The organism is Actinacidiphila yanglinensis (assembly GCF_900107965.1).
Lineage (GTDB): Bacteria > Actinomycetota > Actinomycetes > Streptomycetales > Streptomycetaceae > Actinacidiphila > Actinacidiphila yanglinensis.
The window spans coordinates 93,687-116,313 of sequence record NZ_FNVU01000024.1; the positions used below are offsets into that span (position 1 = coordinate 93,687).

The window sequence follows — 22,627 nt, forward strand, 5'->3', positions numbered from 1 at the left end:
GACCTCGGCCGGGGCGGCCACCACGTCGACAGCTACGACCTGGCGCTCGGCGACATCCTGCTGCTCTACACCGACGGCGTGATCGAGGCCCGCAACGTCGAAGGTGCCTTCTACCCGCTCGCGGACCGTCTCGCGTACTGGACCCGCGACACCCCCGCCGTCCTGCTGGAGGACGTCCGGATCGACCTGACCAGGTACTCGCCGACCGGGCTCGGCGACGACATCGCGATGGTCGCGCTGCAACGGGTGGCCTGAGCCTGGAAGAACCGAGCCGGCCGTCTCTCGCGTCCGGGATCTCGGCCGGCCGCGTGATGCCCGCGCTACGCCCCGCCGGAGCCGTTCGCGCCGGTACCGGTTCCGCCGGGGCCGTTCCCGCGCGTGCCGGTTCCGGTGCCGGGGGCACCCGGGTCGCCGCTGTCCCGTTCCGCCGGCTCGGACGCCGGGCCCGGCTCGGGCGGCAGCAGCTCGCGCACCAGCAGGGTCGCTCCCGCCACCGCGCCCGGCATCAGGACCACCGCGACCAGCGGCACGAGGAAGACCACGATCAGCGGCACCCCGAAGCCCAGCACCAGCGGCAGGCGGTGGCGCAGCAGCCGCAGCTGCGTCGTCAGGGGGACGTCGCGCCGCTGGAAGGCCACCGCGCCCAGCTCCAGGGTGAAGAAGAAGCCGGAGACGCAGAAGCCGAGCGCGGGCACGACGGTCTGGCCGACCACCGGGACGAACCCGGCGGCGAAGAGCACGATCCCGAAGGCCGCCACCCGCAGCAGGACCCGGACGCTGTCGCGCGCGGCGATCCACAGCTCGCGCCACAGCGGCCGCCCGGGCGGCTCCGGGCAGCCGCCCTCGGCGCGCTCGACCCGTTCGGCCAGTGCCTCGTAGAAGGGCTGGCCGACCAGCAGCGTCACCGCGGTGAAGGAGATCACCGCCACCAGCAGTCCGCCTCCGAAGAGCACCACCGTCAGCAGGACGCGGAAGGCGTCGGCCCACCCCGACGCCCAGTGGTCCGCGAAGGGCGTCGCCCAGTCGACCAGGTCCCCGGCCCACAGCACCAGCGCGACGAGGGCGACGACGTATCCGACGAGCGTGATCAGCGCCGGGATCATGCCGAACCGCCAGTCGCGGCGGTGCCGCAGCACCCACCGCTGGCCGTCGGCGAGCAGCCGCAGTCCCTTGATCACCTCACCCATGCGGGGGATCGTACGCGGCGCCGTGCCGTACGGGGAAGCGAGGGAGGCCGGGCGCGCGCCGGTCCATCTCCCCTGCGGCGCGGCCGGGTTGGACGGGCACGGGCGGGGGCTGCCGGCCGGCTCAGGCGGCGCCGTCGGGCGTGATCACGGTGATGCCCGTCGGCGACCCCTCGCTCATCGCGGCCAGCGCCGCCGGGGCCTGCTCCAGCCCGATCACCGAGCCGACCAGCAGGTCGGGCCGCAGGGTTCCCGCCGACACCAGCCGCAGCAGCTCGGGATAGGCGTGCGCGGCCATCCCGTGGCTGCCCAGCAGTTCCAGTTCGAGGGCCAGCACCCGGCCCATCGGCACCTCGACGCTCCCCGCCGCCAGCAGTCCCACCTGCACGTGGCGCCCGCGCGCCCGCAACCCGGCCACCGACGCGGCGCAGGTCGCCGCGGAACCGAGTGCGTCCAGCGACAGGTGCGCGCCGCCGCCGGTGGCCTCGCGCACCGCCGCGGCGGTGGCGTCCGCGTCGGCCTCCGGTGCCATGCACACCGCGGCGCCGAACGTCCCGGCCAGCCGCAGTGCCTCGGGCGACGGGTCGACCGCCACCACGCGCGCTCCGCAGGCGACCGCGATCATCACCGCCGACAGCCCCAGACCGCCGCAGCCGTGCACGACGGCCCACTCACCGGGCCGCACCCGCCCCTGGGCCACCACCGCCCGGTACGCGGTCGCGAACCGGCAGCCGAGCGAGGCGGCGGTGGTGTACTCCAGGCCGTCCGGCAGCTCCACCAGGTTCACGTCCGCGCGCGGCACCACCACCAGGTCGGCGTAGGAGCCCCAGTAGGTGAAGCCGGGCTGCTCCTGGCGCTCGCAGACCTGCTGGTCGCCGCGCGCGCAGGCCGCGCACCGCCCGCACGCGTGCACGAACGGCGCCGTGACCCGCTCGCCGCCGCGCAGCCGCGGCAGTCCGGAACCGACCGCGACCACCTCGCCGGCGAACTCGTGGCCCGGCACGTGCGGCAGTGCCACCGTGTCGTCGTGCCCCATCCAGGCGTGCCAGTCGCTGCGGCACACACCGGTGGCCGCCACCCGCACCAGCACGCCGCCCGGCGGTGGTTGGGGGTCGGTCACCTCCCGGACGGTGGCGAGCCGCCCGAACTCCTCGAACACCACAGCCCGCACCGGGCCCCACCGCCTCTCCTCTTCCGCCGGGCTTCCCGTCGCCTCCGGCCGTCCGCCGCCCAGCATCCCAGCCGCCCGCACCGGCGGTCCCACCGGCCCGGCAATCTCGGCAAAAGGGGCGATAAGCTCACACATGTGACGAACCTTCACCGCAGCCGCCGGCCGGGTCCGCCCGGCAGGGAGCGGCGCGGTCTCTCCCACTGGTCGCCGCTGCTGCTGACCTTCCTCATCGGCGTGCTCGCCGTGGCCACCCCGACGGACTTCGCGGTCAGCCGGCTGCTGCCCGCCGCGCCCGCGCTGGCCGCGTCGATGTGGTCGGTGGAGGCCACGCTGCTGCTCGGCGTGCTGAGCATGGCGGGCGTGCTGGCGATCCAGTTCGCCTACGCAGAACCCGGCACCACCTTCACCGCGGCCTCGCTCGCCGCCGTCACCGCCGCGGCAGCGTACGCCGCCCATGTGCGCCTGCAGCGCGAGCGCACCCTCGTCAAGGTCCGCTCGGTCGCCGACGCCGCCCAGACCGTGGTGCTGCGGCCGGTGCCGCACCGGTTGGGCGGCGTCGGCATCGAGACGCTCTACCTGGCCGCGGCCGAGGAGGCCAGGATCGGCGGGGACTTCTTCGAGGCCGTCGACACCCCGCACGGCGTGCGGGTGCTGCTGGGCGACGTGCGCGGCAAGGGCCTGTCGGCGGTCGGGGTCGCCAGCGCCCTCACCAACAGCTTCCGCGAGGCGGCGTACGACGAGCCCGACCTGACCCGGCTGGCCCGCCGCCTCGACACCACCATGGCCCGCTACAGCGCGGCCCTCACCGCACCCGACGCCGGCGAGAGGTTCGCCACCGCCGTGTTCGCCGAGGTCCGTCGCGGCGGGCGCGAGGTCGCGCTGCTCAACTGCGGCCATCCGCCGCCGCTGGTGCTGGGGGCGAACGGCGCGGGCGGGTCGGGGAGTTCCGGCGGGGCGCTCGCGGGAGGCGGCGGCACCCGGGTCCTCGATCCGTCCGCGCCGTCCCCGCCGCTGAACATGGCCCGCCTGATCGGCGGGGACTACACCGTCGACAACGTGGCGCTCGCCCCCGGCGACCGGCTGCTGTTCTACACCGACGGCGTCATCGAGACCCGGGACCGGGCCGGCCGGTTCTTCCCGCTGTCCGCGTGGGTCGCCCGGCAGACCGGCGTGCCGGCCGCGCAACTCCTGCCCCTGCTGCACGAGCAGCTCCTGCACTTCAGCGGCGGCGCGCTCGACGACGACATCGCGGCTCTCGTCGTCCACAGCGACCTGGCCTCCGACCCCCGCGCGAACGGCCCGTCCGGCGCGTCCGAGTCCCCCTGACGGGAAATCAGCGGGCGGCGCGGCGGGGCACCGTGCGAGGATCGCCGCCTCGATCCGAGGGCGGGCGAGACAGGGAGAGGGCGGGCGATGACAGAGGCGGCGGCGGAGCAGGAACGGGGCCAGAGGCAGGAGCAGGAGCCGGAACAGGTGCGGCGCAGGCTGCGGGTGGCCGCGTACGGCGTGTGCGTCCGCGACGGCCGTGTCCTGCTCGCGCACAACGCGCCCCAACTGTACGAACCGGGCTGGACGATGCCCGGCGGCGGCCTCGAACACGGCGAGGACCCGGTGGACGCGGTGGTCCGCGAGCTCGAGGAGGAGACCGGCTACCAGGTGGCGGTCGAGCGGCTGCTCGGCACCGACTCCTTCCGCGGCCGCCGCACGCTCGACTCCGGGGTCACCGACGACTTCCAGGCGCTGCGGATCCTCTACGAGGTCCGCGTCACCGGCGGCACCCTGCGGGACGAGGTGGGCGGCAGCACCGACCGCGCCGCCTGGCACCCGCTGGCCGAACTGCCGTCCCTGCAACGGGTGGAGCTGGTCGACCTGGCGCTGCGCCTGTACCGGGAGCAGCCCCCGGCCGGCCGCCTCGCACCGGGCGGACGCCAGGCGGGGTGACCGGGCCGGGCGCCGCCGGGCCGGTCCATCAGGGCGCGTCCAGGCCGCCGTCGGGGTGGCGCACCCCGGTCGCCCACCGCTCGTGCAGGAACTTCACCGGCGGGAAGCGGCCCGCGGCCTTCTCGTCGAGGTCGACACCCCAGCCCGGTGCGTCGGACGGTGCGAGATGCCCCTCGCGCACCACCGGGGTGCCGGGGAAGACCTCGTGGACGGCGTCCTCGTAGGTGTGCGACTCCTGGTAGCCGAACGCCGGGGTGGAGATGTCGACCGCCAGGTTCGCCGCCACGCCGACCGGGGAGATGTCGCCGGGGGAGTGGAACGCGGTGCGCACGCCGGTCAGTTCGGCCAGCGCGACCAGTTTGCGGGTCGGGGTCAGCCCGCCGATCGCGGAGGTGTGCAGGCGCAGCAGGTCGATCCCGCCGTCCCGGATCAGCCGCGCGGCGTCCGTGACGTTGCCGATCTGCTCCCCGACCGCGATCGGCACCGGCGAGGCGGCACGGACCTCCGGCAGCCGGTCGTAGTACTCCGGCGCGATCACGTCCTCCAGGAACGACAGGGCGTACGGCTCCAGGGCGCGGGCCAGCACCACCGCCTGCTTCGGGGTGAGCCTGCTGTGCACGTCGTGCATCAGGCTCACCTCCTCGCCCAGCCGCTCCCGCGCCGCCGCGAAGAGCTTCGGGGTGGCCCGCAGGTACTGCGCGACGTCCCAGCCGTCCGGGTGCGGCGAGCGCGGGTAGCCGCCGCGGGTGCCGGGCGCGCCGTACGTCCCCAGGCCCGGCCCGCCGACCTGGAGCCGTACATGCCGGTAGCCCTGCTCCAGCAACTCCTCGGCCCGGGCGAGCGTCTCCTCGACCGTGGCGCCGGCCGCGTGGGAGTACACCTCGACCGCGGCCCGGCTGCGGCCGCCGAGCAGTTCGTACACCGGCATCCCGGCGCGCTTGCCCGCGATGTCCCACAGCGCCTGGTCCACCCCGGACAGCGCGTTGCCCAGCACGGGGCCGCCGCGCCAGTAGGACGAGTAGTGGATCATGCGGGTGATGTCCTCGATGTCGGCCGGGTGCCGGCCGACCACCAGCGGCCCCACGTGCTCGTCGACCGCGGCCGCCACCGCGGCGTACCGCTGGGTGAAGGTCGCGCAGCCCAGGCCGTACAGGCCCGGCTCCGAGGTGTCCACCCGCACACCACCACCAGCGGCATGCCCTCCGGCGCGGTGACGATCGCGCGGACCGCGGTGACCCGCAGCCGGTCCCGGCCCGGCCAGGGCGGCGCGGCCTGCGGAAGCGCGCCGGAGTCGTCGAGCAGTCGGTCGGGGCCTGGACCGGTCATGGGATTCCTCTGTTCGGGGCGGGGGCGGGTGGACGCGCTCATGTTACGTTTCCCGCAGCGGATTGACGTATACAGGTGCGATAAACGCAAGAACGCGACAATTCTGTGGCGAGTGCCGCGCGACCGGTCGAGAGGAAGCAGATCACCGTGAAGGTTCTGGTCACCGGGGCGGGCGGCCTGCTCGGCCGCGAAGTCGTCGCGCGGCTGCGGGAGTCGGGCCACATGGTGCGTGCCCACGACCGCAGCGCGCCCGATCCGGCCTCCGCCGACGAGGTCGCCGGCGGAGACCTGCTGGACGGGGCGGGGCCGGCCGAACTCCTCGACGGCGTCGACGCGGTGGTGCACGCCGCGGCCCTGCCCTCACCGAACGCCGCCCCGCACGACGTGGTCTTCACCAACAACGTCCGGAGCACCTACCTCGTCCTGGACGCCGCCGGTCGCGCGGGCGTGCGCCGCGCCGTCTACGTCTCCAGCCTCTCCGCCCTCGGCCTGGCGTTCTCCGCGCACGGCACCTCCGCGCAGCGCGTGCCGATCACCGAGGAGCACCCCTACCTCGGCGACGACGTCTACGGCCTGTCCAAGTACCTCGGCGAGACCGTCGCCGCCACCGCCGCCCGCCGCTACGGCATGACCGTCGTCTCGCTCCGCTTCCCCTTCCTCGGGGCCGGCGAGCGGCTGCGCGACCACCTGGCCCGGGTACACCAGGACCCCGGCTACGACCGCGGCTCGCTGTGGGGGTGGCTGGACCCGCGCGACGCCGCCCGCGCCATCGACGCCGCGCTCACCGCACCCCTCGACGGCCACCCCGTGATCAACGTCGCCGCCCCCGACACCACCGCCCTGGAACCCACCGCGGAACTGCTGCGCCGCTACCACCCCACCGCCCGGTTCGACGCACCGCTCGACGGCTTCACCGTCCCCTTCGACCTGGCCCGCAGCCGCTCGTTGCTCGCCTTCACCCCGCTGCACACCTGGCGCACCTGAAGCGCCTGCCCGCTCGGCGCGGCGGCGCCGATGACATGCTGACCCTGGCAGGCGGCGGAACGGGGCGCGCGGGAACGGCGACCCGCCGGACCGGCGACGAACAGGGGGCGGTTCATGGGCGAGGGCGTGGACGTGGCGGTCGGTACGGCCACGGGGGTGGGCGGACGTGCGGCGGCACTGCTGCGAGCCGTGCGCCGGCGGGACGCCGGGCTGGCCGCACTGCGGCGCGCGTGCCGCGCCGCGATCGTGGCCCCGGGCCTGTTCGCGCTCAGCTTCGAGGTCATCGGCAACGCGGAGACCGCGCTGTTCGCGTCCTTCGGTTCCATCTCCCTGCTGCTTTTCGTGGACTTCGGCGGCCGGATACGGGACCGGCTCGCCGCGCAGTGCTCGCTGGCCCTCGCGGGCGCCGTCCTGGTGACACTCGGCACGCTCGCGTCCAGGACGACCTGGACAGCCGCTATCGCGACGGCGGTGGTCGCCTTCGGGGTGCTCTTCACCGGCGTGGTCAGCTCGGTACTGGCGGGCGCCTCGACAGCGCTGCTGGCGGGCTTCGTGCTGTCGGTGTCCGTGCCGGGCCCGATGGGCGAGATCCCCGACCGGCTGGCCGGCTACGGCATGGCGGGCGCCGCCTCCGTGATCGCGGTGGGCCTGCTGTGGCCCGCGCCCACCCGCGATCCGCTGCGCGCGGCCACCGCGCGCAGCTGCGCGCTGCTGGCGCGGCGGCTGCGGGCGGAGGTGGAGTGCGTGGAGAGCGGCCACGCGCCGGGCGCGCACACGGCCCTCGACGACACGGCCGAGCAGGCGGCCGAGGCAACGGCCGCGCTGCGCAGGTCCTTCTACGCCACGCCGTACCGTCCGACCGGCCTGTCCACCGAGGCCCGCGCGCTGGTGCGGCTGGTCGACGACGTGGTCTGGCTGGAGACGATCCTCGACCGCACCCCGGTGCGCGGGCCGCAACGGCCGTCCGACCCGGCGGTGTCGGAGGTCAAGCGGGCGGCCGCCGAGATGCTCCAGGCCGCGGCCGGGCGGCTGGAGGCGGCAGTGCCCGACCCGGCCGGGTTCCAGCGGGACCTTGCGCGGCTGCGGACGGCGCGCAAGGCACTGGAGTCGGCCGTCGTCGCGACGCCCGCGCCCGGGGTGGCCGCGGGGAGCACCGAGGGCGGTGGCACCGAACCCCTGCTCGCCCCGGCCGGGATCGACGCGGTCAGCTCCCTCGAACCCGGTTTCCGCGCGCAGGAGACCGCCGCGGCCGTCGCCGTCATCGCCGCGAACGCCGAGATCGCAGCGGCCGCCGGCGGCCGCCCCTGGTGGCAGCGCGTCCTCGGCCGCGGGAGCGGAACGGACGCTGCGGGCACGGACGTACCCGTCACCGACGTGCCGTCCTCACTCGTGGCCGCCCAGGAGCGGGCCGGCGCCCACGTCGAGCCCCACTCGGTCTGGCTGCACAACAGCCTGCGCGGCGCCACCGCCCTCGGCCTTGCCGTCCTGGTCGCCGAACTCACCGGACTGCAGCACTCGTTCTGGGTCGCCCTGGGCGCCCTCGCGGTGCTGCGCTCCAGCGCGCTGCTCACCGGCCAGAACGCCCTGCGCGCGCTGCTGGGCACGGTGGTCGGGACCGTCCTCGGCGGTGTCCTGATCTACGCGCTCGGCTCGGACACCACCGCGCTGTGGGTGCTGCTCCCGGCGGCCGTGCTGTTCGCCGGGCTCGCGCCCGCCGCGATCTCCTTCGCGGCCGGGCAGGCCGGCTTCACCGCACTGCTGCTGATCATGTTCAACATCATCGCGCCGGCCGGCTGGGCGATCGGCCTGGTGCGGTTCGAGGACGTGGCGATCGGGTGCGCGGTGAGCGTCGGGGTCGGCGCGCTGTTCTGGCCGCACGGCGCGGGCGCCGCGCTGGGCCGGGCCGCGTCGGAGGCGATCGACGAGAGCGCCCGGTACCTGCGCAGGTCCATCGAGTTCGGGGTGAGCCGGTGCGACGCCCTCGCGCCGGACGCCGCCGCGCCCGACGACGAGCGCCGCGCCGCCGCGGCGGCGGCCCGTCGGCTGGACGACGCCTTCCGCGGCTTCCTCGCCGAGCGCGGCACGAAGCACCTGCCGCTGGCCGACGTGACCGTCCTGCTGTCCATCGTCGCCGTCCTGCGGTTGTCCGCGGACGCGGTGCACGCGCTCTGGCAGCGCGACGACGGCGAGCCGTCCGGCGACCGGACGGCCGCGCGCCTGGAACTGCTGCGGGCCGGCACCCAAGTCACCGGGTGGTACCAGCAGGTGGCGCGGGCGCTCGCGGGCGACGGGCCGATGCCCGCGGGATCGGCCCTCCCGGCGGGCTCGGCCGCTTCCGGTGAGCCCGACGACAGCGGCCTGGTCGCCGCGGTGCGCCGCGACCTGGCGGGCGAGCAGGGCCGCGTCAGCGCGACCGCGATCCGCATGATCTGGACCGCCGACCACATCGACGTGGCCCGCCGCCTCCAGGCGGCCCTCCTCCCCCCGGCCCGCGCCGCCGCCGCCCTCCAGCAACGCCCGGGCCCCCGCGACGCCATGGCGACGCGTCCGCCCGAGCCGGCGAAGACCGTCTGACCGCCCGCGCGACGGCGAGCCCAACTCCGCTGCCGCGGGCGGTCGTACGGGGGCCCGGCGGCGGGGTACGGGTCGCCGGCCTTCACGTGTCCCCGGGCGGGCTGTCGGGGCGCGGCGGCACGTGCTTCCGGCCGCGCGAGCGGAGAGGGCTCGGCCGCCCGCGCGGCAAGAGCGCAACTCCCTTGCCGCGGGCGGTCGTACGGCGGACAGGGTACGGGGTACGGGTCGCCGGCCCCGGTCGCCCCCGGGCGGGCTTGTCAGGACGAGGCGGCAATGACGTCGCCCGAGCCGGCGGCGACCGCCTGACCGCCCGCGCGACGGCGAGCCCAACTCCGCTGCCGCGGGCGGTCGTACGGCGGTCAAGGGGAGGCCGACTCGCTCGGCCGGGGCGGGGTCAGGCCGGGGTGGGGGCGGCGGATTTTTCGGGGGCGGGCTCTCGCAGCGGGAAGTGGCAGGCGGCGGCGTGCGCGGGGCCGAAGGAGCGCAGCGCGGGCTGCTCCTCGGCGCAGCGGCGGGTCGCCAGGGGGCAGCGGGTGCGGAAGCCGCAGCCCGACGGCGGCGCGACCGGGCTGGGCAGTTCGCCGGTGACCGCGGCGCCGTGCTTGGCGCGCTCGGCCTCCGGGTCCGGCACGGGGACCGCTTCCAGCAGGCCCGCGGTGTACGGGTGGGCGGCGCGCAGGTGGATGTCGTCGGCGCTGCCGATCTCGACCAGCCGGCCGAGGTACATCACGCCGATCCGGTCGGCGAGGTACCGGACCACCGCGAGGTCGTGCGAGATGACGACGTACGACAGGCCGCGCGACGCCTGGAGCCGCTTCATCAGGTTGAGCACCTGGGCGCGCACGGAGACGTCGAGCGCGGAGACCGGCTCGTCCGCGACGATCAGCCGGGGGGTGAGTGCCAGGGCCCGGGCCAGGCCCACCCGCTGGCGCTGCCCGCCGGAGAACTCGTGGGGGAACAGGTCGGCGCCGCGTTCGGGCAGGCCGACCTCGGCGAGCAGTTCGGCGACCCGGTCCTTCTGCTCGCGGGTGGTGCCGATGCCCTGGATGCGCAGCGGCTCGCGCAGGATGGCGCCGACCCGCATCCGGGGGTCGAGGGAGGAGAACGGGTCCTGGAAGACCATCTGGAAGTCGCGCCGGCGGCACCGCAGTTCGCGCCCGCGCAGGTGTCCGAGGTCGGTGCCGTCCAGGGTCACCGTGCCGGCGTCGGGCCGGTCCAGGCCGACCAGCAGGCGGCCCAGGGTGGTCTTGCCGCAGCCGGACTCGCCGACCAGCCCGAAGGTCTCGCCCTCGCCGAGGGTGAAGGAGACCCCGGACACCGCGTGCACGACCCGCCTGCCGACGCCGGGCACCCGGCCGCCGCGCAGCGGGAACTCCCGTACCAGGCCGCGCGCTTCGAGCAGCGGCCGGGCGGTGGCGTTCGCCCCAGGCGCACCGTTCTCGGACGGCTTCGCGGCGGTCCGCGGAAGCGCCGCCAACGGGCCGGTCCCCGGCAGCCGGGGACCGTCGGTCGGGTGGACGCAGGCGTAGCGGTGCTCGTCCGGGCCGGTCAGCTCTGGCTCCTGCGCGCGGCACGCGTCGGTGACGTATGGGCAGCGGGCCGCGAAACGGCATCCGGACGCCGGCTCGGTGAGGTCCGGCGGCAGTCCCGGGATGGTGGCCAGCGGCACCTCCGGGTCCTGGGTGAGGCGCGGCACCGAGGCCAGCAGGCTCTGGGTGTACGGATGACGCATGCCGTGGAAGAGCCGGTCGGTCCCCGCGCTCTCGGCGATGCGGCCGGCGTACATGACGTTGACGCGGTCGGCATGGCCGGCGGTGACGCCCATGTCGTGGGTGATGAGGATCATCGCCATGCCGAGCCGGGCGCGCAGGTCGGCCAGCAGGGCGAGGATCTGCGCCTGGATGGTGACGTCCAGGGCCGTGGTCGGCTCGTCGGCGATCAGCACCCTGGGCTCGTTGGCCAGCGCCATGGCGATCAGCACCCGCTGGCGCAGGCCGCCGGACAGCTGGTGCGGGTAGTCCGACATCCGCTCGCGCGGGTGCGGCAGGCCGACCATGCCGAGCACGTCCGCGGCCCGCTCCGCCGCCTCGGCCCGGGAGCAGCCGCGGTGCAGCAGCACCGGTTCGGCGACCTGGTGGCCGATGGTCTTGGTGGGGTCCAGGGAGGTCATCGGGTCCTGGAAGACCATCGCGATGTCGTTGCCGCGCACCCGGGTCATCTCGCGCTCGGGCAGCCCGACCAGTTCGCGGCCGTCCAGCCGCACCGAGGAGCCGTCCATCAGCGTGCCGCCGGGCGGCAGCAGGCCCATCAGGGACAGGCCGGTCATGGACTTGCCGCAGCCGGACTCGCCGACCAGCCCGAGGGTCTCGCCGGCCTCCAGGTGGAAGGAGACGTCCTGCACCGCCCGCACCACTCCGCGGCTGGTCCTGATGCGGGTGGTGAGGTGGTCCACGTCGAGCAGGTGGGACATGCGCTCCTCGATTCGTCGCCGGCTCCGCCGCCGCCCGGGAGCGGGCCGGGCGGCGGAGCGGTCACGGGCGTTGCAGGCGGACGTCCAGCGCGTCGTGGACGGCGTCGCCGATCAGGTTGAAGGCCACCACGGTGACGATGAGGATCGCCGCGGGCGGGTACACCAGCCACCAGTACCCGTCGTAGAGGTAGTCGAGGCCACGGGTGAGCATCGTGCCCCAGTCCGCGTGCGGCGGCGGCAGCCCGAGGCCGAGGAAGCTCAGGGTGGACAGCATGAGGATCGAGTCGGCGACGGTGAAGGTCGCGCTGACGATGATCACGCCGGCCGCGTTCGGCACCAGGTGGCGCACCACCACCCGGCGTCCGGTGCTGCCCATCATCCGCGCCGCCTGGACGAACTCCCGTGACCGCAGGGTCAGTACCTCGCCCCTGACCAGCCGGGCCGCGGTGAGCCAGGACAGCAGCGACAGCAGCACGATGATCTTCCACAGCGACGGCGTGAACATGCTGACCACGATCAGCAGCAGCACCAGGCCGGGGATGGCGAGGAAGGTGTCGATCACCCGCATCATCACCGCGTCGACGAACCCGCCGAAGTACCCGGCGAAGGCGCCGTACAGGGTGCCGATGACGGTGGTGGCCAGGGCGACGGCGAAGCCGAGCTCGAGCGAGGAGCGGCCCCCCGCCATCAGGCGGCCCAGCACGTCGTACCCGGAGGCGTCGGTGCCCAGCGGGTGCCCGGCGCCGGGCGCCAGTTCGGCGAGTTCGAGATGCACCGTGACCTGGTCGGTGTGGTAGAAGAGCGGGCCGATGAAGCAGAAGCCCGCGACCAGCACGACGATGGCCAGCCCGGCCAGCGCCCGCCGGTTGTGCAGGAAGGCGGCCAGCGACAGGCGCCCGGCGCCGCGGCCCGAGGCCGGTGCGCCGCCCTCCGGCGGGCCGGGTTGCGGGGGGCCGGCCGTGACCGGGCCGGTGTCATGAGTGGTCATAGCGGATCCGCGGGTCGAGGAGGCTGTAGGCGATGTCGGCGAGCAGGCTGCCGACCACGGTGGCCACGCCGACCACCAGGGTCGAACCGAGCAGCACCGGATAGTCCTTGCTGGTGGCCGCCTGGTAGAACAGCAGGCCCATGCCCGGGTAGTTGAAGACCGACTCGGCGATCACCGCGCCGGTCACGATGGCCGGCGCCTGCAGCCCCAGCACGGTGATCACCGGCAGCAGGGAGTTGCGCAGCACGTGCCGGCGCAGCACCAGCCGGTTGGGCAGTCCCTTGGCCCGCGCCACCAGGATGTAGTCCTGCGCCAGGGTGCCGATCGCCGACGACCGCATGTACCGGCTGAAGCCGGCCACGCTGACCAGGGACAGCGTCACCACCGGCAGCACCAGGCCGCGCGGATCGGACAGGATGCCGCCGACGGACTGCGCCTGCGGTGCCTGGGAGGGCAGCAGGTGGAACTGCACCGAGAAGACCGCGATCAGCAGCAGCGCGAAGAAGAAGTCCGGCATCGAGTACAGCACGAACGACACCACGGTGAACGCGTGGTCCTGCGCCCGGCCGCGCCGCACCGCCTGGTAGATGCCCATCGGCAGGGCGATGGCCAGGGCGACCAGCGTGGACAGCCCGAGCAGCACCGCGTCCCGCGGCAGCCGCTGCGTGATGAGCGTCGACACCGGCTGGTGCATCGAGTAGGAGGTGCCGAAGTTCCCCTCGGCCGCCTGCTTCACGAAGGTCGCGAACTGCGCCGCCAACGGCCGGTTGAGGCCGTTGGCGGCGTTGAACACCGCGATCCGCTCGGAGTTGGCCCGGATGCCGAGCGTGGCCCGCGCGGCACTGCCCGGTTCCAGGTGGATCAGCGCGAAGGTCACGATCATCACGCCGATGATCACCACGATCGCCTGGCCGACCCGGCGCAGGAGGTAGGTCGTCACAGCATGCCCGTCATGAGGTGTAGGCCCAGTCCTCGTAGTCGACCGTCCCCGAGAACGGGTTGAGCGGCACGACGCCCTGGAGCTTCGTCCGGTAGACCAGCAGGCTGCTGCGCAACGGGACCCACAGCCAAGGCAGTTGCTTGGCCGCGTAGTCCTCGTACTCCGAGAACGCCTTCGTGGAGGAGCCGTACTCGGTGGCCTTGATCAGCCGGTCCATCGTCGGGTCGGAGTAGCCGCCGAGGTTGCCCTCACCGCCGGTGTCGAAGAAGCCGGTGCCGTTGGGGTAGAGCGGATACGGCTCGTAGCCGAAGTCCGACAGCTGCCACCCGCAGGTCGACGACGGGTGCGAGGCCGCGGTGCAGGTGCCCATCGTGCCGATCAGCGTGTTGAACGGCTCCGCCTTGAGGTTGAGCGTGATGCCCGCCTGCGCCTCGGAGGACTTGATGGCGGCCTCCTGCTCGTCCGTGGTGGCCCGGCCGGAGGAGTAGACCATCTGGAACGTCAGCGCCTGGCCCGCCTTGATGCCCGCACCGCACTGGGAGGCGCCGGTGCCGGGCGACTGGCAGGTCGTCGTGCCGTTCGGCACCACCTTCCACCCGTGGGCCGTCAGCAGCGACTTCGCCTTGGCGGGGGAGTACGGGTACGGTCCGCCGGACTTCTCCAGCGGGGTGGCCCAGGTCCCGGTGGCCTTGACCGGGACCGGTCCGTAGCCCGGGTCCGCGTAGCCGTTGTAGACCTTGGAGACGATCTGCGGCCCGTTGATCAGGTACTGCAGCGCCTGCCGGACGTAGAGTTGTTGCAGTACCGGCCCGACCTTGGCGTTGTACAGGTTCGGCAGGATTCCCGCGACGCCGGGGATGGGCACGCTGGCGATCGAGTAGCCGCTGGAGCGCAGGGCCTCCGCCTGCTTCACGTCGTTGAGCGGCAGGCCGGCCACGTCGAGGGAACTGCCGGAGCGCAGGGCGTTCAGCTCCGGGGTGTCGGTGGTGAACGGCGACATGACGAGCTTGTCGACGGACGGCTTCGAGGCCCCGGAGTAGGCCGGGTTGGGCACGTAGCTGTAGTAGCCGTTGGTGCGGAACTCCTTGAGCTTCCACGGCCCGTCGACCACCTGCCACAGCGGGTTGCCGGCGAAGTCGGCGGTCTTGGCCCCCTCCTTCTGCAGGAAGGAGTACACCGCCTTCGCGCCCGCGGTCGTCGTGTCGTTGTCGCCGACCGCGCCGGTGGCGGAGGTCTTGTCCCAGGCGTGCTGCGGCAGCAGCGGGATCGTGCTGAGCACGTCGTCGGTGTAGAAGTCCGGGTTGTAGGACCGGGTGAGGTCCAGCACCACGGTGTGGGCGTCGGGGGTCGACTCCTTCGCCACGTCGTCGGGGAAGAGGCCGGGCAGGTGCGCCGCCCAGTTCTTGGAGTTCGCCTTCAGGAGGTTGTAGACGAAGGTGAAGTCACGGCTGGTGATCGGCTTGCCGTCCGACCAGTTCCAGTCCTTGAGGTGGATGGTCAGCTGCTTGTCGCCGTTGGACCAGTCGAGCGAGCTGAACAGGCTCTTCTCCTTGTTCACCTCCGACTTGGCGCCGTCGCCCGGGTAGACCAGGTACGGCCACAACGCCTCGGTGAGGTTGGCGTTCCAGCCGTTCTGGTTCGTCGCCGGCACCAGCGGGAAGATGAAGTCGGGCACCGCCGACACCGCGGCGACGGTGATCGTCCCGCCCTTCTTCACCGGGGCCTTGGACGCGGTGGCGCTCTGGCCGTCCGCGATCGAGCCGTGGCCCCCGCTCCCGCCGCCGGTGCACGCCACGGCGGCCATCGCCAGTGCCGCGGCCACCGCGGCACCTCTCGTTCGTCGGATCACGCGCATGCGTGTCATCGCCCTCCCCGCTCCTGAGGCACCCGCATCGGGACCGATGGTGACGCACAGTGACAGGTGCACGTCAATCATCGGCCGGGATGGATCTACCCGGGCCCAAGCGATCTGAAGCGCCACGTGCGTCGATGTCCCGAACCCCGACTCTTCGAGAGGGTGCCCGTTGATCAACACCAGCATGCTGGGGGATTGTTGCGGGAGTACTGCGGCATCATGTCACTGTCATGGACCGGGGTACGAAGGCCCGGGTGCGAAGGCTCGCGCTCGAAGAGCCGGGCACGAAGACCCGGTCGCGCGGACTCGGGCCCGTTGGCGGGATTTACCGGACAGGCCCGCAATGGCACCGGCCACGCCCTCGGCGACTGCGCCGGAGAGCCAAATCCGGCCGGAGGTCTTGGTGGCGGGCCCCAACTCAGCGTTCTGGCTGCTCATTACACTTCGGGGAGTGGCTAATTGAGGAGTCGGTTATGGCTGACCCGTTCGACGCGACGGATTTCCGGCGCACCCTCGGATACCTGCCGACCGGAGTAACGGTAATCACCACCACCGGGCAACTCGGCCAACCCGTCGGCATGGCGTGCAATTCACTGATGTCAGTGTCGCTCGACCCCCCGCTCATCCTGTTCGGGGTCGGACACACGTCCTCGACACTGATCGACCTGAGGAAAAGCGGAACGTTCTGCGTGAACATTCTCGGCTCCGGCCAGGGGCAGTTGTGCCGGCAGTTCTCGATCAAGGACATCGACCGGTTCGCCGGTGTCCGCCTCGCCGAATCGGAGGCCGGACCGGAACTGTGCGACGCGATCGCCTGGATGTCCTGCACGATCGAGGCCGAGCATGTCGCCGGCGATCACGTCGTCATCATCGCAAGGGTGACGGCGCTCCGGGTGGACGAGGACGAGCCCGCGCCGCTGGTGTTCCACCGCGGCAGATTCGGTTCGTTCTTCGAGGCGCCGGAACCGCTCGCGGCCGCGGGATCCATTTCCCCGCAGGGCGTGCGCGGGGGAACCCGCACGACCACCAGCGTGCCCGGAGGCGCCGGATAGGCAATTCCCCGCCGGCCTCGGGCCGTTGGGCGGGAACGGGCGGAGCGGTACCGCTACCCGTCCGTATCGTGGACGGTCGACCCCGAACCTGCGCGAGCGCATGGAACGGGGTCGACGCACTGGCCCGCCGGCGGGTGCCGTGCCCGGGGGCTCGGGCCGGCGGCGCCGCGGCGGAGTTCGCACCGTGCCCGCCCGGACGGACTGCCTGCTCGGCGGCCTGCCCGCACCTCGACACCACTGTGACCACGGTGGTGCGAGAGATGTGTGGGCCGGTCGCGGCGGCATGTTCCCGGTGGCGGGAAACGGGTCGGTAAAACGCCCGATCGCATCCGATAGGGATCATATCGCCCACTGTCGGACCATGGGGTCGACTCCGTATGGATCAGACCATTGTCGGAAAGACTGAACATCGCTCGGGGTATGCTTAAGAAGCGGTAAGCGGAAGGAATTCACAGTCACTTGGAGTTCATTTGTCCCCCAAGTCAGTTGACCGAATCTTCGAAGTTTATGAATGGAGCTTAAGCCGGGACGGCTTCGGTGTCGACGACATCGCGAACGAGCTGGGATTCAAGGATCTCGGCGAGAGCGAGAAGATCGTCGCGAAGCTCCTGGAGCTCCAGCTCATCGAGCCGTCCCGTGAACAGGACGCGTGGTTCGTCCCGACGGATCCGACCACCGCTTCTTCACAACTCCTGAACAGGAGTGAACTGGACCTTCTGGAAAGGAAACTGGAGGCGGCGCAGCTCCGCGACGACCTCGCGCGGCTCTCGCTGCTCTTCCGGACGAGCAAGTTCGGCAGCCAGCACACGAACTCGTTCGACATCCTGAAGGTACCGGAGACGATCAGGCTGATGATCTCCGAAGCTGCGGCGAACTCCTCGCACGAGGTCGTCTGCATGCAGCCGCGGAGCGGGTGGCCGGCGGAGGGGTCACCCGACGGAGAGACCCTGGATTTCCAGGTGCTCGCCCCGGGCGTGAGTCTGCGTGTTCTGTACCAGCATGCCGCCCGGTTCGACATGCCGACCCGCGAGCAGGCGGCGGCGCTCGTCGAATCCGGCGCCGAAATACGCACGGCGGGAGCGCTGTTCGGCAACATCTTCATTTTCGACCGCACCACCGCCTACATTCTGGCGAGCAGTCAGGAGAACGGTGCCGTCGTCGTCCAGGAGCGGTCGCTCGTGGACTTCCTGCTGTCCTGCTTCGAATACGTCTGGGCGACCGCCAAGGAGTTCGACACCCGGCGGGCCGAAACCGACGTCATCAGTGGGGACATGAAGCGGGAGATCGTCAAGATGCTGATCTCCGGCGCCAAGGACGAAGCCATCGCCCGGCGTCTCGGAGTTTCGGTCCGCACCTGCCGTAAACATATCGGCCAGGTGATGCAGATGTTCGGTGCCACGAGCCGGTTCCAGTTCGGTTATCTGGTGCGCGAAGCCACCCTTGTCGAGGACCTCTAAGGTTCGTCGACCGGGGTGTTACGGCTGGTCGTCGCGCGGGTGACGCGCACGTCCGGCCCGTCCGCCGGCGTCGTGGCAGGGGGGGACCGGCCACGCCCGGTGCTTCGCCATGCCCTGGTGGAGCGCGGTCCCGGCGAGCTTCATGAAGTGGAAGTGCAGCTTCATGAGCGGGTGACGGGGTGGCTGCGGCCGGCTTTTTCGCACAGACTGTAGGGCGTTGCAATGATGCAATCCGGAGATGCTCGCCGAGACCATGGGGGCCGCGTCAATACAGTCTTTCCCCGCGCCGCAAGTCGGCCCGGAACGGCTTGTTCGGCGGTTCTGCGACCAGGGCAGCGGCGGTAATCCGGTGCAGGGCGACCCACACGAAACAATTGCAGGTCCTTGTCCTTCGACAGGTATGGTTGAATTCATCGCCGAGGACGACCTCGCAGTCGGCGTCGCATCAGACGCGACTCGGTCGACCAGGTGATCTGCTTTCGTGTCCGGCCCGCATCAGGCGCGTTTCTCCACGATATCGGACATGTTCTCCGAAAATTTTTCCGCACGTAGAGCTGAGGTGGTTATGAACGGGTCAGTCGTTCGTGACATCGGTCGGGGGCCGAACGCGCCCCGCACCGTTCCGGGACAGCCAGGCGTGGTCGGCCGATGAGCGCGGACAGCGGGGGAACGCGGCGGCTCGCGGTCTTCGGCGCGGGAGTCATGGGCATCGGCATCACGACCCTGGCCATCGGGCGGGGCATTCCCGTCGTGCTGGTGGACGTGGACCAGGAGCGACTGGGCACCGCGCGCCAGCGGGTGCGGAACGAGCTGCGGCTCGCGCACATGATGGGTGCCCTGCCGCGCGGCGGTCCGATCGGCGAGCTGGAGCTCGCCGGGTCCGCCTCCGCCGCGGCGGACGCGACCTGGGTGATCGAGGCGATCACCGAGGTGGCCGGCCTCAAGGCCGAGGTGCACAAGGAGATCGCCTCCGTGGTCGCGCCGGGGACGCTCCGGGTCACCAACACCTCCTCCATCCCCGTCGACGAGCTTGCCGGCCAGGTCCCCACCCCCGAGGACCTGGTCGGCATCCACTTCATGAATCCGCCCTACCTGATCGGCACGCTCGAGGTGATCCGCGGACCGCGCACCGGCGAGCCGGCGATGTCGGCCGTCAAGGTGCTGCTGTCCACGCTGGAGCGCAAGGGGATCGTGGTCGGCGACGGCCCCGGCTTCGTCACCAGCCGGGTGCTGCACCGCATGATCAACGACGCGGCGAACGTCGTGGAGGAGGGCCGGGCCGGCGTCGAGGACGTCGACGCCCTCATGGAGGGCTGCCTCGGCCACCCCACCGGACCGCTGCGGACCGCCGACCTGATCGGCATCGACAATCTGGTCGACTCCCTCCAGGTGCTCTACGAGCGCACCGGCGACGAGGGCTGCCGCCCGAGCCCGCTGCTCCTGCGCAAGGTCGCCGAAGGCGACCACGGCCGCAAGACCGGGCGTGGTTTCTACGAGTACGGAGTCCGCTGATGGCCGGTCAGGTGGAGCTGGACGAGCGGCTGCTCGACTACGTGCGGTCGGTGTCCCTGCGCGACGACGAGATCGTCCGCGAGCTGGTCGCCGAGACGGCCTTCATGCCGTCGCTCAACGCCATGGTGACGCTGCCCGAGGAAGGACAGCTGCTCGCCATGCTGGTCGGGTTGACCGGCGCCGCCCGGGTGCTGGAGGTCGGCACCTTCACCGGGTGCAGCACGCTGTGGATGGCACGGTCGCTGCCGCCCGGCGGGCGGATCGTCACCTGTGACATCAGCGAGCGCTGGACCGGGATCGCCCGGAAGTACTGGGACCGGGCCGGGGTGTCCGACCGGATCGAGCTGCGGCTCGGCGACGGGTCGCAGACCATGGCGGACCTGCTCGCCGAGAACGGCCCGGAGACCTTCGACCTGGTCTTCATCGACGCCGACAAGACCGGCTACCCCCGCTACTACGAGGACGCGCTGACCCATCTGCGGCCCGGCGGCCTGATCGTGCTCGACAACACGCTCTACTTCGGGCGGGTCGCGGACCCCGAGGCGAACGACGCCGACACGGTGGCCATCCGCGAGCTCAACGCCTCTCTCCTCGTCGACAGCCGGATCGAGCTCTCGATGCTCGTCATGGCCGACGGGATCACGTTGGTCCGCAAGAACAAGGTGCGATGAGAAGGGACTGCCCCATGACCGACTCGACAACCCAACTGCCCGTCGCCGTGATCGAGAAGCAGATCGGCGAGTTTCTCCTGGCGAAGACCAAGATGACCTGGGAGCCGGAGGTGGACCTGTTCGCCTCGGGCGTGGTCTCCTCGCTCTTCGCGATGGAGCTGGTGGTGTTCGTGGAGAGCACCTTCGGCGTCGCGGTGGAGGGCGCCGACCTCGCGATCGACAACTTCCGGACCGTACGGGTCATGAGCGCGCTGGTGACCCGCCTGCGCGGCGGTGGTGACGGTGCTTGACGCCCTGAGCGCGCTGGTGACCGAGACGGTCGGCGACGCCGCCCGCGGGTGGGACGTGGCGGGCGAGATCCCGCTCGACGTCCTGCGCGGCCTCGGTGCCAAGGGGGTGCTGTGCGCCGAGGCCCACCCGGAGTTCGGCGGCCTCGGCCTGTCCGGGACCGACAACGGCGCGCTCACCGCGCACACCGGCGCGCTGTGCAGCTCGCTGCGCAGCGTGATGACTTCGCAGGGGATGGCCGCCTGGACCGTCCGGCGGTTCGGTGACAAGGCGCAGCGCGTGGAGTACCTCGGCCGCCTCACCGACGGAGAGCTGGCCGCCGTGGCGTTCAGCGAGCCCGGTGCCGGCAGCGACCTCGCCGCGATGTCCACCCGGATCCGGCGCGACGGCGGCGAGATCGTGGTCGACGGCACCAAGACGTGGATCACCGTCGCCGCCTACGCCGACTGGATCGTGGTGTTCGGCCGCTACGAGGGCGGCGGCGCCGTCGCGCTGGTGCCGGCGACGGCCCCCGGCGTAAAGGTGACCCGGGTGCCCGACCCGCTCGGCTGCCGCGCGGCCGGGCACGCCACCGTGGAACTGGACGGCGTACGGCTGCCCGAGGAGCATCTGCTCGCGGTGACCGGCCTGCCCGTTGTCATGATGACCACCATCGCGCTCACCTACGGCCGGCTGTCGGTGGCCTGGGGCTGCGTCGGCATCCTGCGCGCCTGTGTCGAGGCGGTCGCCCGGCACGCCGGGCAGCGCGAGCAGTTCGGCAAGCCGCTGCTCCAGCACCAGCTCGTCGCCCGGCACCTGGCGGAGCTGTACGCCGCCGAGCGCACGGCGACGTTCGCCTGCGAGCAGGCCAGCCGGGCCTGGGACACCGGGTCGCCCGAGCAGGTGCCGGCGTCGGTGCTGGCCAAGCACGTCGCGGCCGGCAACGCCGCGCGCGGCGCGGCCTCGGCGCTGCAGGTGCTCGCCTCCTCGGCCGCCACCGGCGGACACGTGGTCGAACGCGCCTACCGCGACGCGAAGTTGATGGAAGTCATCGAGGGCAGCAACGAGATCTGCCAGCTGATACTCGCCGAGCACGCGGCCTCGACGGCGGGCTGAGCGGCCGTACGGGACGGGAGTGGGGACATGTCCGAAGCACAGCCAGTCGTGAAGTGCCTGATCTGGGATCTCGACAACACCCTGTGGAAGGGCACGCTGGTCGAGGACGGCAGCGTCGAGGTCGACGACGCCGTCCGCAAGGTCGTGGTGGAACTCGACGCGCGCGGAGTCCTGCAGTCCGTGTCGAGCCGCAACGACCACGACGAGGCGTGGGCCCGGCTCGAAGAGCTCGGCCTGGCCGAGTACTTCGTCCTGCCGCACATCGGCTGGGGCCCGAAGTCGGAGTCGGTGCGCAGCATCGCCGAGCGGCTGAACTTCTCGCTGAAGACGATCGCGTTCATCGACGACCTGCCGACCGAGCGCGCCGAGGTGGAGTACCACCATCCCGACGTGCGGACCTACCCGGCCGAGCAGGCCGATGCGCTGCTGGGGCTGCCCGAGTTCAGCCCGGCGGTGGTCACCGTCGACGCGCGGCGCCGCCGGCAGATGTACCAGGCCGGCTTCGAGCGGGACCAGCAGCGGGAGGAGTACCAGGGCGCGGACGAGGACTTCCTGCGTTCGCTGGACCTGGTGATGCGGATCGGCCGGGCCCGGGACGAGGAGATCACCCGGGTCGAGGAACTCACCCTGCGCACCAGCCAGATGAACGCCACCGGCGTGCACTACTCCGACGCCGACCTCCGGGCACTGCTGACCGACGAGGACCACGACGTGCTGGTGGTCTCGATGAGCGACCGCTTCGGTCCGCACGGCGCGGTCGGCGTGATGCTGATCGAGCGGACCCCGTCGGCCTGGCACATCAAGCTGCTGGCGACCTCCTGCCGGGTCGTGTCGTTCGGCGCCGGCGCGGTGCTGCTGCGCTGGCTCACCGACGCCGCCGCGCGCGCCGGGGCGCACCTCGTCGCCGACTTCCGGCGCACCGAGCGCAACCGAATGATGGAAGTGGCCTACCGCTTCGCCGGATTCACCACCGCCGAGTGCGCGTGCCTCGCCGCGTTCTCGCCGCCCGAGGGGACCGAGTGCCTGCATCTCGAAGCGGTCCGCCAGGACGCGCCCACGACCATGCGGGTCGTCGCTCCCGACCCGCAGCACGCCGGGCAGGAGGCGGACTGGAAGTAG

Annotated in this window: 19 protein-coding genes; 12 read left to right on the plus strand and 7 right to left on the minus strand. The window is 72.4% G+C overall.

What is annotated here, in order from left to right; translation table 11 throughout:
• The coding region (locus C4U44_RS35320; protein WP_160145176.1) for a SpoIIE family protein phosphatase at positions 1 to 255 on the plus strand (255 nt) is incomplete at its 5' end.
• Between the two features lie 65 nt (positions 256 to 320).
• Here C4U44_RS35320 and C4U44_RS35325 read toward each other — a convergent pair.
• A complete protein-coding gene (locus tag C4U44_RS35325; RefSeq protein WP_103890173.1) occupies positions 321 to 1,187 on the minus strand; it encodes an EI24 domain-containing protein in 867 nt (288 codons plus the stop codon).
• 121 nt (positions 1,188 to 1,308) lie between these two features.
• On the minus strand, positions 1,309 to 2,355 hold the full coding sequence (locus C4U44_RS35330) for a zinc-dependent alcohol dehydrogenase family protein (protein ID WP_103890174.1): 1,047 nt from the start codon (positions 2,353 to 2,355) through the stop codon (positions 1,309 to 1,311).
• A gap of 135 nt (positions 2,356 to 2,490) precedes the next feature.
• On the opposite strand from C4U44_RS35330, the gene C4U44_RS35335 reads away from it, so the two are divergent.
• Together C4U44_RS35335 and C4U44_RS35340 are read left to right on the plus strand one after the other, a co-directional pair.
• Entirely contained in the window at positions 2,491 to 3,681 is a 1,191-nt protein-coding gene (locus C4U44_RS35335; RefSeq protein ID WP_235032593.1) for a PP2C family protein-serine/threonine phosphatase, read from the plus strand.
• A gap of 147 nt (positions 3,682 to 3,828) precedes the next feature.
• Entirely contained in the window at positions 3,829 to 4,296 is a 468-nt protein-coding gene (locus tag C4U44_RS35340) for an NUDIX hydrolase (protein WP_103890209.1), read from the plus strand.
• A 28-nt stretch (positions 4,297 to 4,324) separates the two neighbouring features.
• Here the strand turns inward: C4U44_RS35340 and C4U44_RS35345 are convergent, their stop codons facing one another.
• Positions 4,325 to 5,470, minus strand: a complete 1,146-nt coding sequence (locus C4U44_RS35345) for an enolase C-terminal domain-like protein (protein WP_235032594.1) — start codon at positions 5,468 to 5,470, stop codon at positions 4,325 to 4,327.
• A 299-nt stretch (positions 5,471 to 5,769) separates the two neighbouring features.
• Between C4U44_RS35345 and C4U44_RS35350 the strand changes: the two genes are divergently transcribed.
• Both C4U44_RS35350 and C4U44_RS35355 read left to right on the plus strand, forming a co-directional pair.
• The gene (locus C4U44_RS35350; RefSeq protein WP_103890175.1) at positions 5,770 to 6,606 is read left to right on the plus strand and encodes an NAD-dependent epimerase/dehydratase family protein; all 837 of its coding nucleotides are present in this window, start codon (positions 5,770 to 5,772) and stop codon (positions 6,604 to 6,606) included.
• Between the two features lie 114 nt (positions 6,607 to 6,720).
• Positions 6,721 to 9,180 carry an FUSC family protein gene (locus C4U44_RS35355; protein ID WP_103890176.1) on the plus strand — a complete coding sequence of 820 codons (2,460 nt, stop codon included), beginning with the start codon at positions 6,721 to 6,723 and terminating at the stop codon, positions 9,178 to 9,180.
• Positions 9,181 to 9,574: 394 nt separating this feature from the next.
• Here C4U44_RS35355 and C4U44_RS35360 read toward each other — a convergent pair whose 3' ends face one another.
• The 4 genes from C4U44_RS35360 to C4U44_RS35375 form a co-directional block, all read right to left on the minus strand.
• Positions 9,575 to 11,650 (minus strand): dipeptide ABC transporter ATP-binding protein, encoded by a 2,076-nt coding sequence (locus tag C4U44_RS35360; protein WP_103890177.1) that lies wholly within the window; start codon positions 11,648 to 11,650, stop codon positions 9,575 to 9,577.
• A 61-nt stretch (positions 11,651 to 11,711) separates the two neighbouring features.
• Positions 11,712 to 12,638: an ABC transporter permease gene (locus C4U44_RS35365; protein WP_103890178.1), complete on the minus strand. Its 927-nt coding sequence runs from the start codon at positions 12,636 to 12,638 to the stop codon at positions 11,712 to 11,714.
• Complete coding sequence (locus C4U44_RS35370; RefSeq protein WP_103890179.1) at positions 12,625 to 13,578, minus strand: ABC transporter permease; 954 nt, start codon at positions 13,576 to 13,578, stop codon at positions 12,625 to 12,627. The genes C4U44_RS35365 and C4U44_RS35370 overlap by 14 nt, the downstream gene beginning before the upstream one ends.
• Positions 13,579 to 13,588: 10 nt before the next feature.
• On the minus strand, positions 13,589 to 15,400 hold the full coding sequence (locus tag C4U44_RS35375; protein ID WP_160145177.1) for a peptide ABC transporter substrate-binding protein: 1,812 nt from the start codon (positions 15,398 to 15,400) through the stop codon (positions 13,589 to 13,591).
• A 506-nt stretch (positions 15,401 to 15,906) separates the two neighbouring features.
• On the opposite strand from C4U44_RS35375, the gene C4U44_RS35380 reads away from it, so the two are divergent.
• The 7 genes from C4U44_RS35380 to C4U44_RS35410 all read left to right on the plus strand — a co-directional run bounded on the left by C4U44_RS35380 (position 15,907) and on the right by C4U44_RS35410 (position 22,627).
• On the plus strand, positions 15,907 to 16,485 hold the full coding sequence (locus tag C4U44_RS35380; RefSeq protein WP_103890181.1) for a flavin reductase family protein: 579 nt from the start codon (positions 15,907 to 15,909) through the stop codon (positions 16,483 to 16,485).
• Positions 16,486 to 16,955: 470 nt separating this feature from the next.
• Positions 16,956 to 17,942, plus strand: coding sequence for a helix-turn-helix transcriptional regulator (locus C4U44_RS35385; protein ID WP_103890182.1), 987 nt, complete (start codon positions 16,956 to 16,958; stop codon positions 17,940 to 17,942).
• 648 nt (positions 17,943 to 18,590) lie between these two features.
• Entirely contained in the window at positions 18,591 to 19,454 is an 864-nt protein-coding gene (locus C4U44_RS35390) for a 3-hydroxyacyl-CoA dehydrogenase family protein (RefSeq protein ID WP_103890183.1), read from the plus strand.
• Positions 19,454 to 20,125 carry an O-methyltransferase gene (locus C4U44_RS35395; protein ID WP_103890184.1) on the plus strand — a complete coding sequence of 224 codons (672 nt, stop codon included), beginning with the start codon at positions 19,454 to 19,456 and terminating at the stop codon, positions 20,123 to 20,125. The genes C4U44_RS35390 and C4U44_RS35395 overlap by 1 nt, the downstream gene beginning before the upstream one ends.
• Positions 20,126 to 20,139: 14 nt before the next feature.
• Positions 20,140 to 20,415 carry an acyl carrier protein gene (locus C4U44_RS35400; protein WP_103890185.1) on the plus strand — a complete coding sequence of 92 codons (276 nt, stop codon included), beginning with the start codon at positions 20,140 to 20,142 and terminating at the stop codon, positions 20,413 to 20,415.
• Positions 20,399 to 21,508, plus strand: coding sequence for an acyl-CoA dehydrogenase family protein (locus C4U44_RS35405; RefSeq protein WP_103890186.1), 1,110 nt, complete (start codon positions 20,399 to 20,401; stop codon positions 21,506 to 21,508). The genes C4U44_RS35400 and C4U44_RS35405 overlap by 17 nt, the downstream gene beginning before the upstream one ends.
• A gap of 27 nt (positions 21,509 to 21,535) precedes the next feature.
• A complete protein-coding gene (locus tag C4U44_RS35410) occupies positions 21,536 to 22,627 on the plus strand; it encodes an HAD-IIIC family phosphatase (RefSeq protein ID WP_103890187.1) in 1,092 nt (363 codons plus the stop codon).

Excerpts from the sequence above, each read along its gene's own strand:
- C4U44_RS35365 (WP_103890178.1), bottom strand. The coding sequence starts at position 12,638 with ATGACCACTCATGACACCGGCCCGGTCACGGCCGGCCCCCCGCAACCC.
- C4U44_RS35395 (WP_103890184.1), top strand. The coding sequence starts at position 19,454 with ATGGCCGGTCAGGTGGAGCTGGACGAGCGGCTGCTCGACTACGTGCGG.
- C4U44_RS35355 (WP_103890176.1), top strand. The coding sequence starts at position 6,721 with ATGGGCGAGGGCGTGGACGTGGCGGTCGGTACGGCCACGGGGGTGGGC.
- C4U44_RS35410 (WP_103890187.1), top strand. The coding sequence starts at position 21,536 with ATGTCCGAAGCACAGCCAGTCGTGAAGTGCCTGATCTGGGATCTCGAC.
- C4U44_RS35400 (WP_103890185.1), top strand. The coding sequence starts at position 20,140 with ATGACCGACTCGACAACCCAACTGCCCGTCGCCGTGATCGAGAAGCAG.
- C4U44_RS35380 (WP_103890181.1), top strand. The coding sequence starts at position 15,907 with ATGGCTGACCCGTTCGACGCGACGGATTTCCGGCGCACCCTCGGATAC.
- C4U44_RS35360 (WP_103890177.1), bottom strand. The coding sequence starts at position 11,650 with ATGTCCCACCTGCTCGACGTGGACCACCTCACCACCCGCATCAGGACC.
- C4U44_RS35390 (WP_103890183.1), top strand. The coding sequence starts at position 18,591 with ATGAGCGCGGACAGCGGGGGAACGCGGCGGCTCGCGGTCTTCGGCGCG.
- C4U44_RS35325 (WP_103890173.1), bottom strand. The coding sequence starts at position 1,187 with ATGGGTGAGGTGATCAAGGGACTGCGGCTGCTCGCCGACGGCCAGCGG.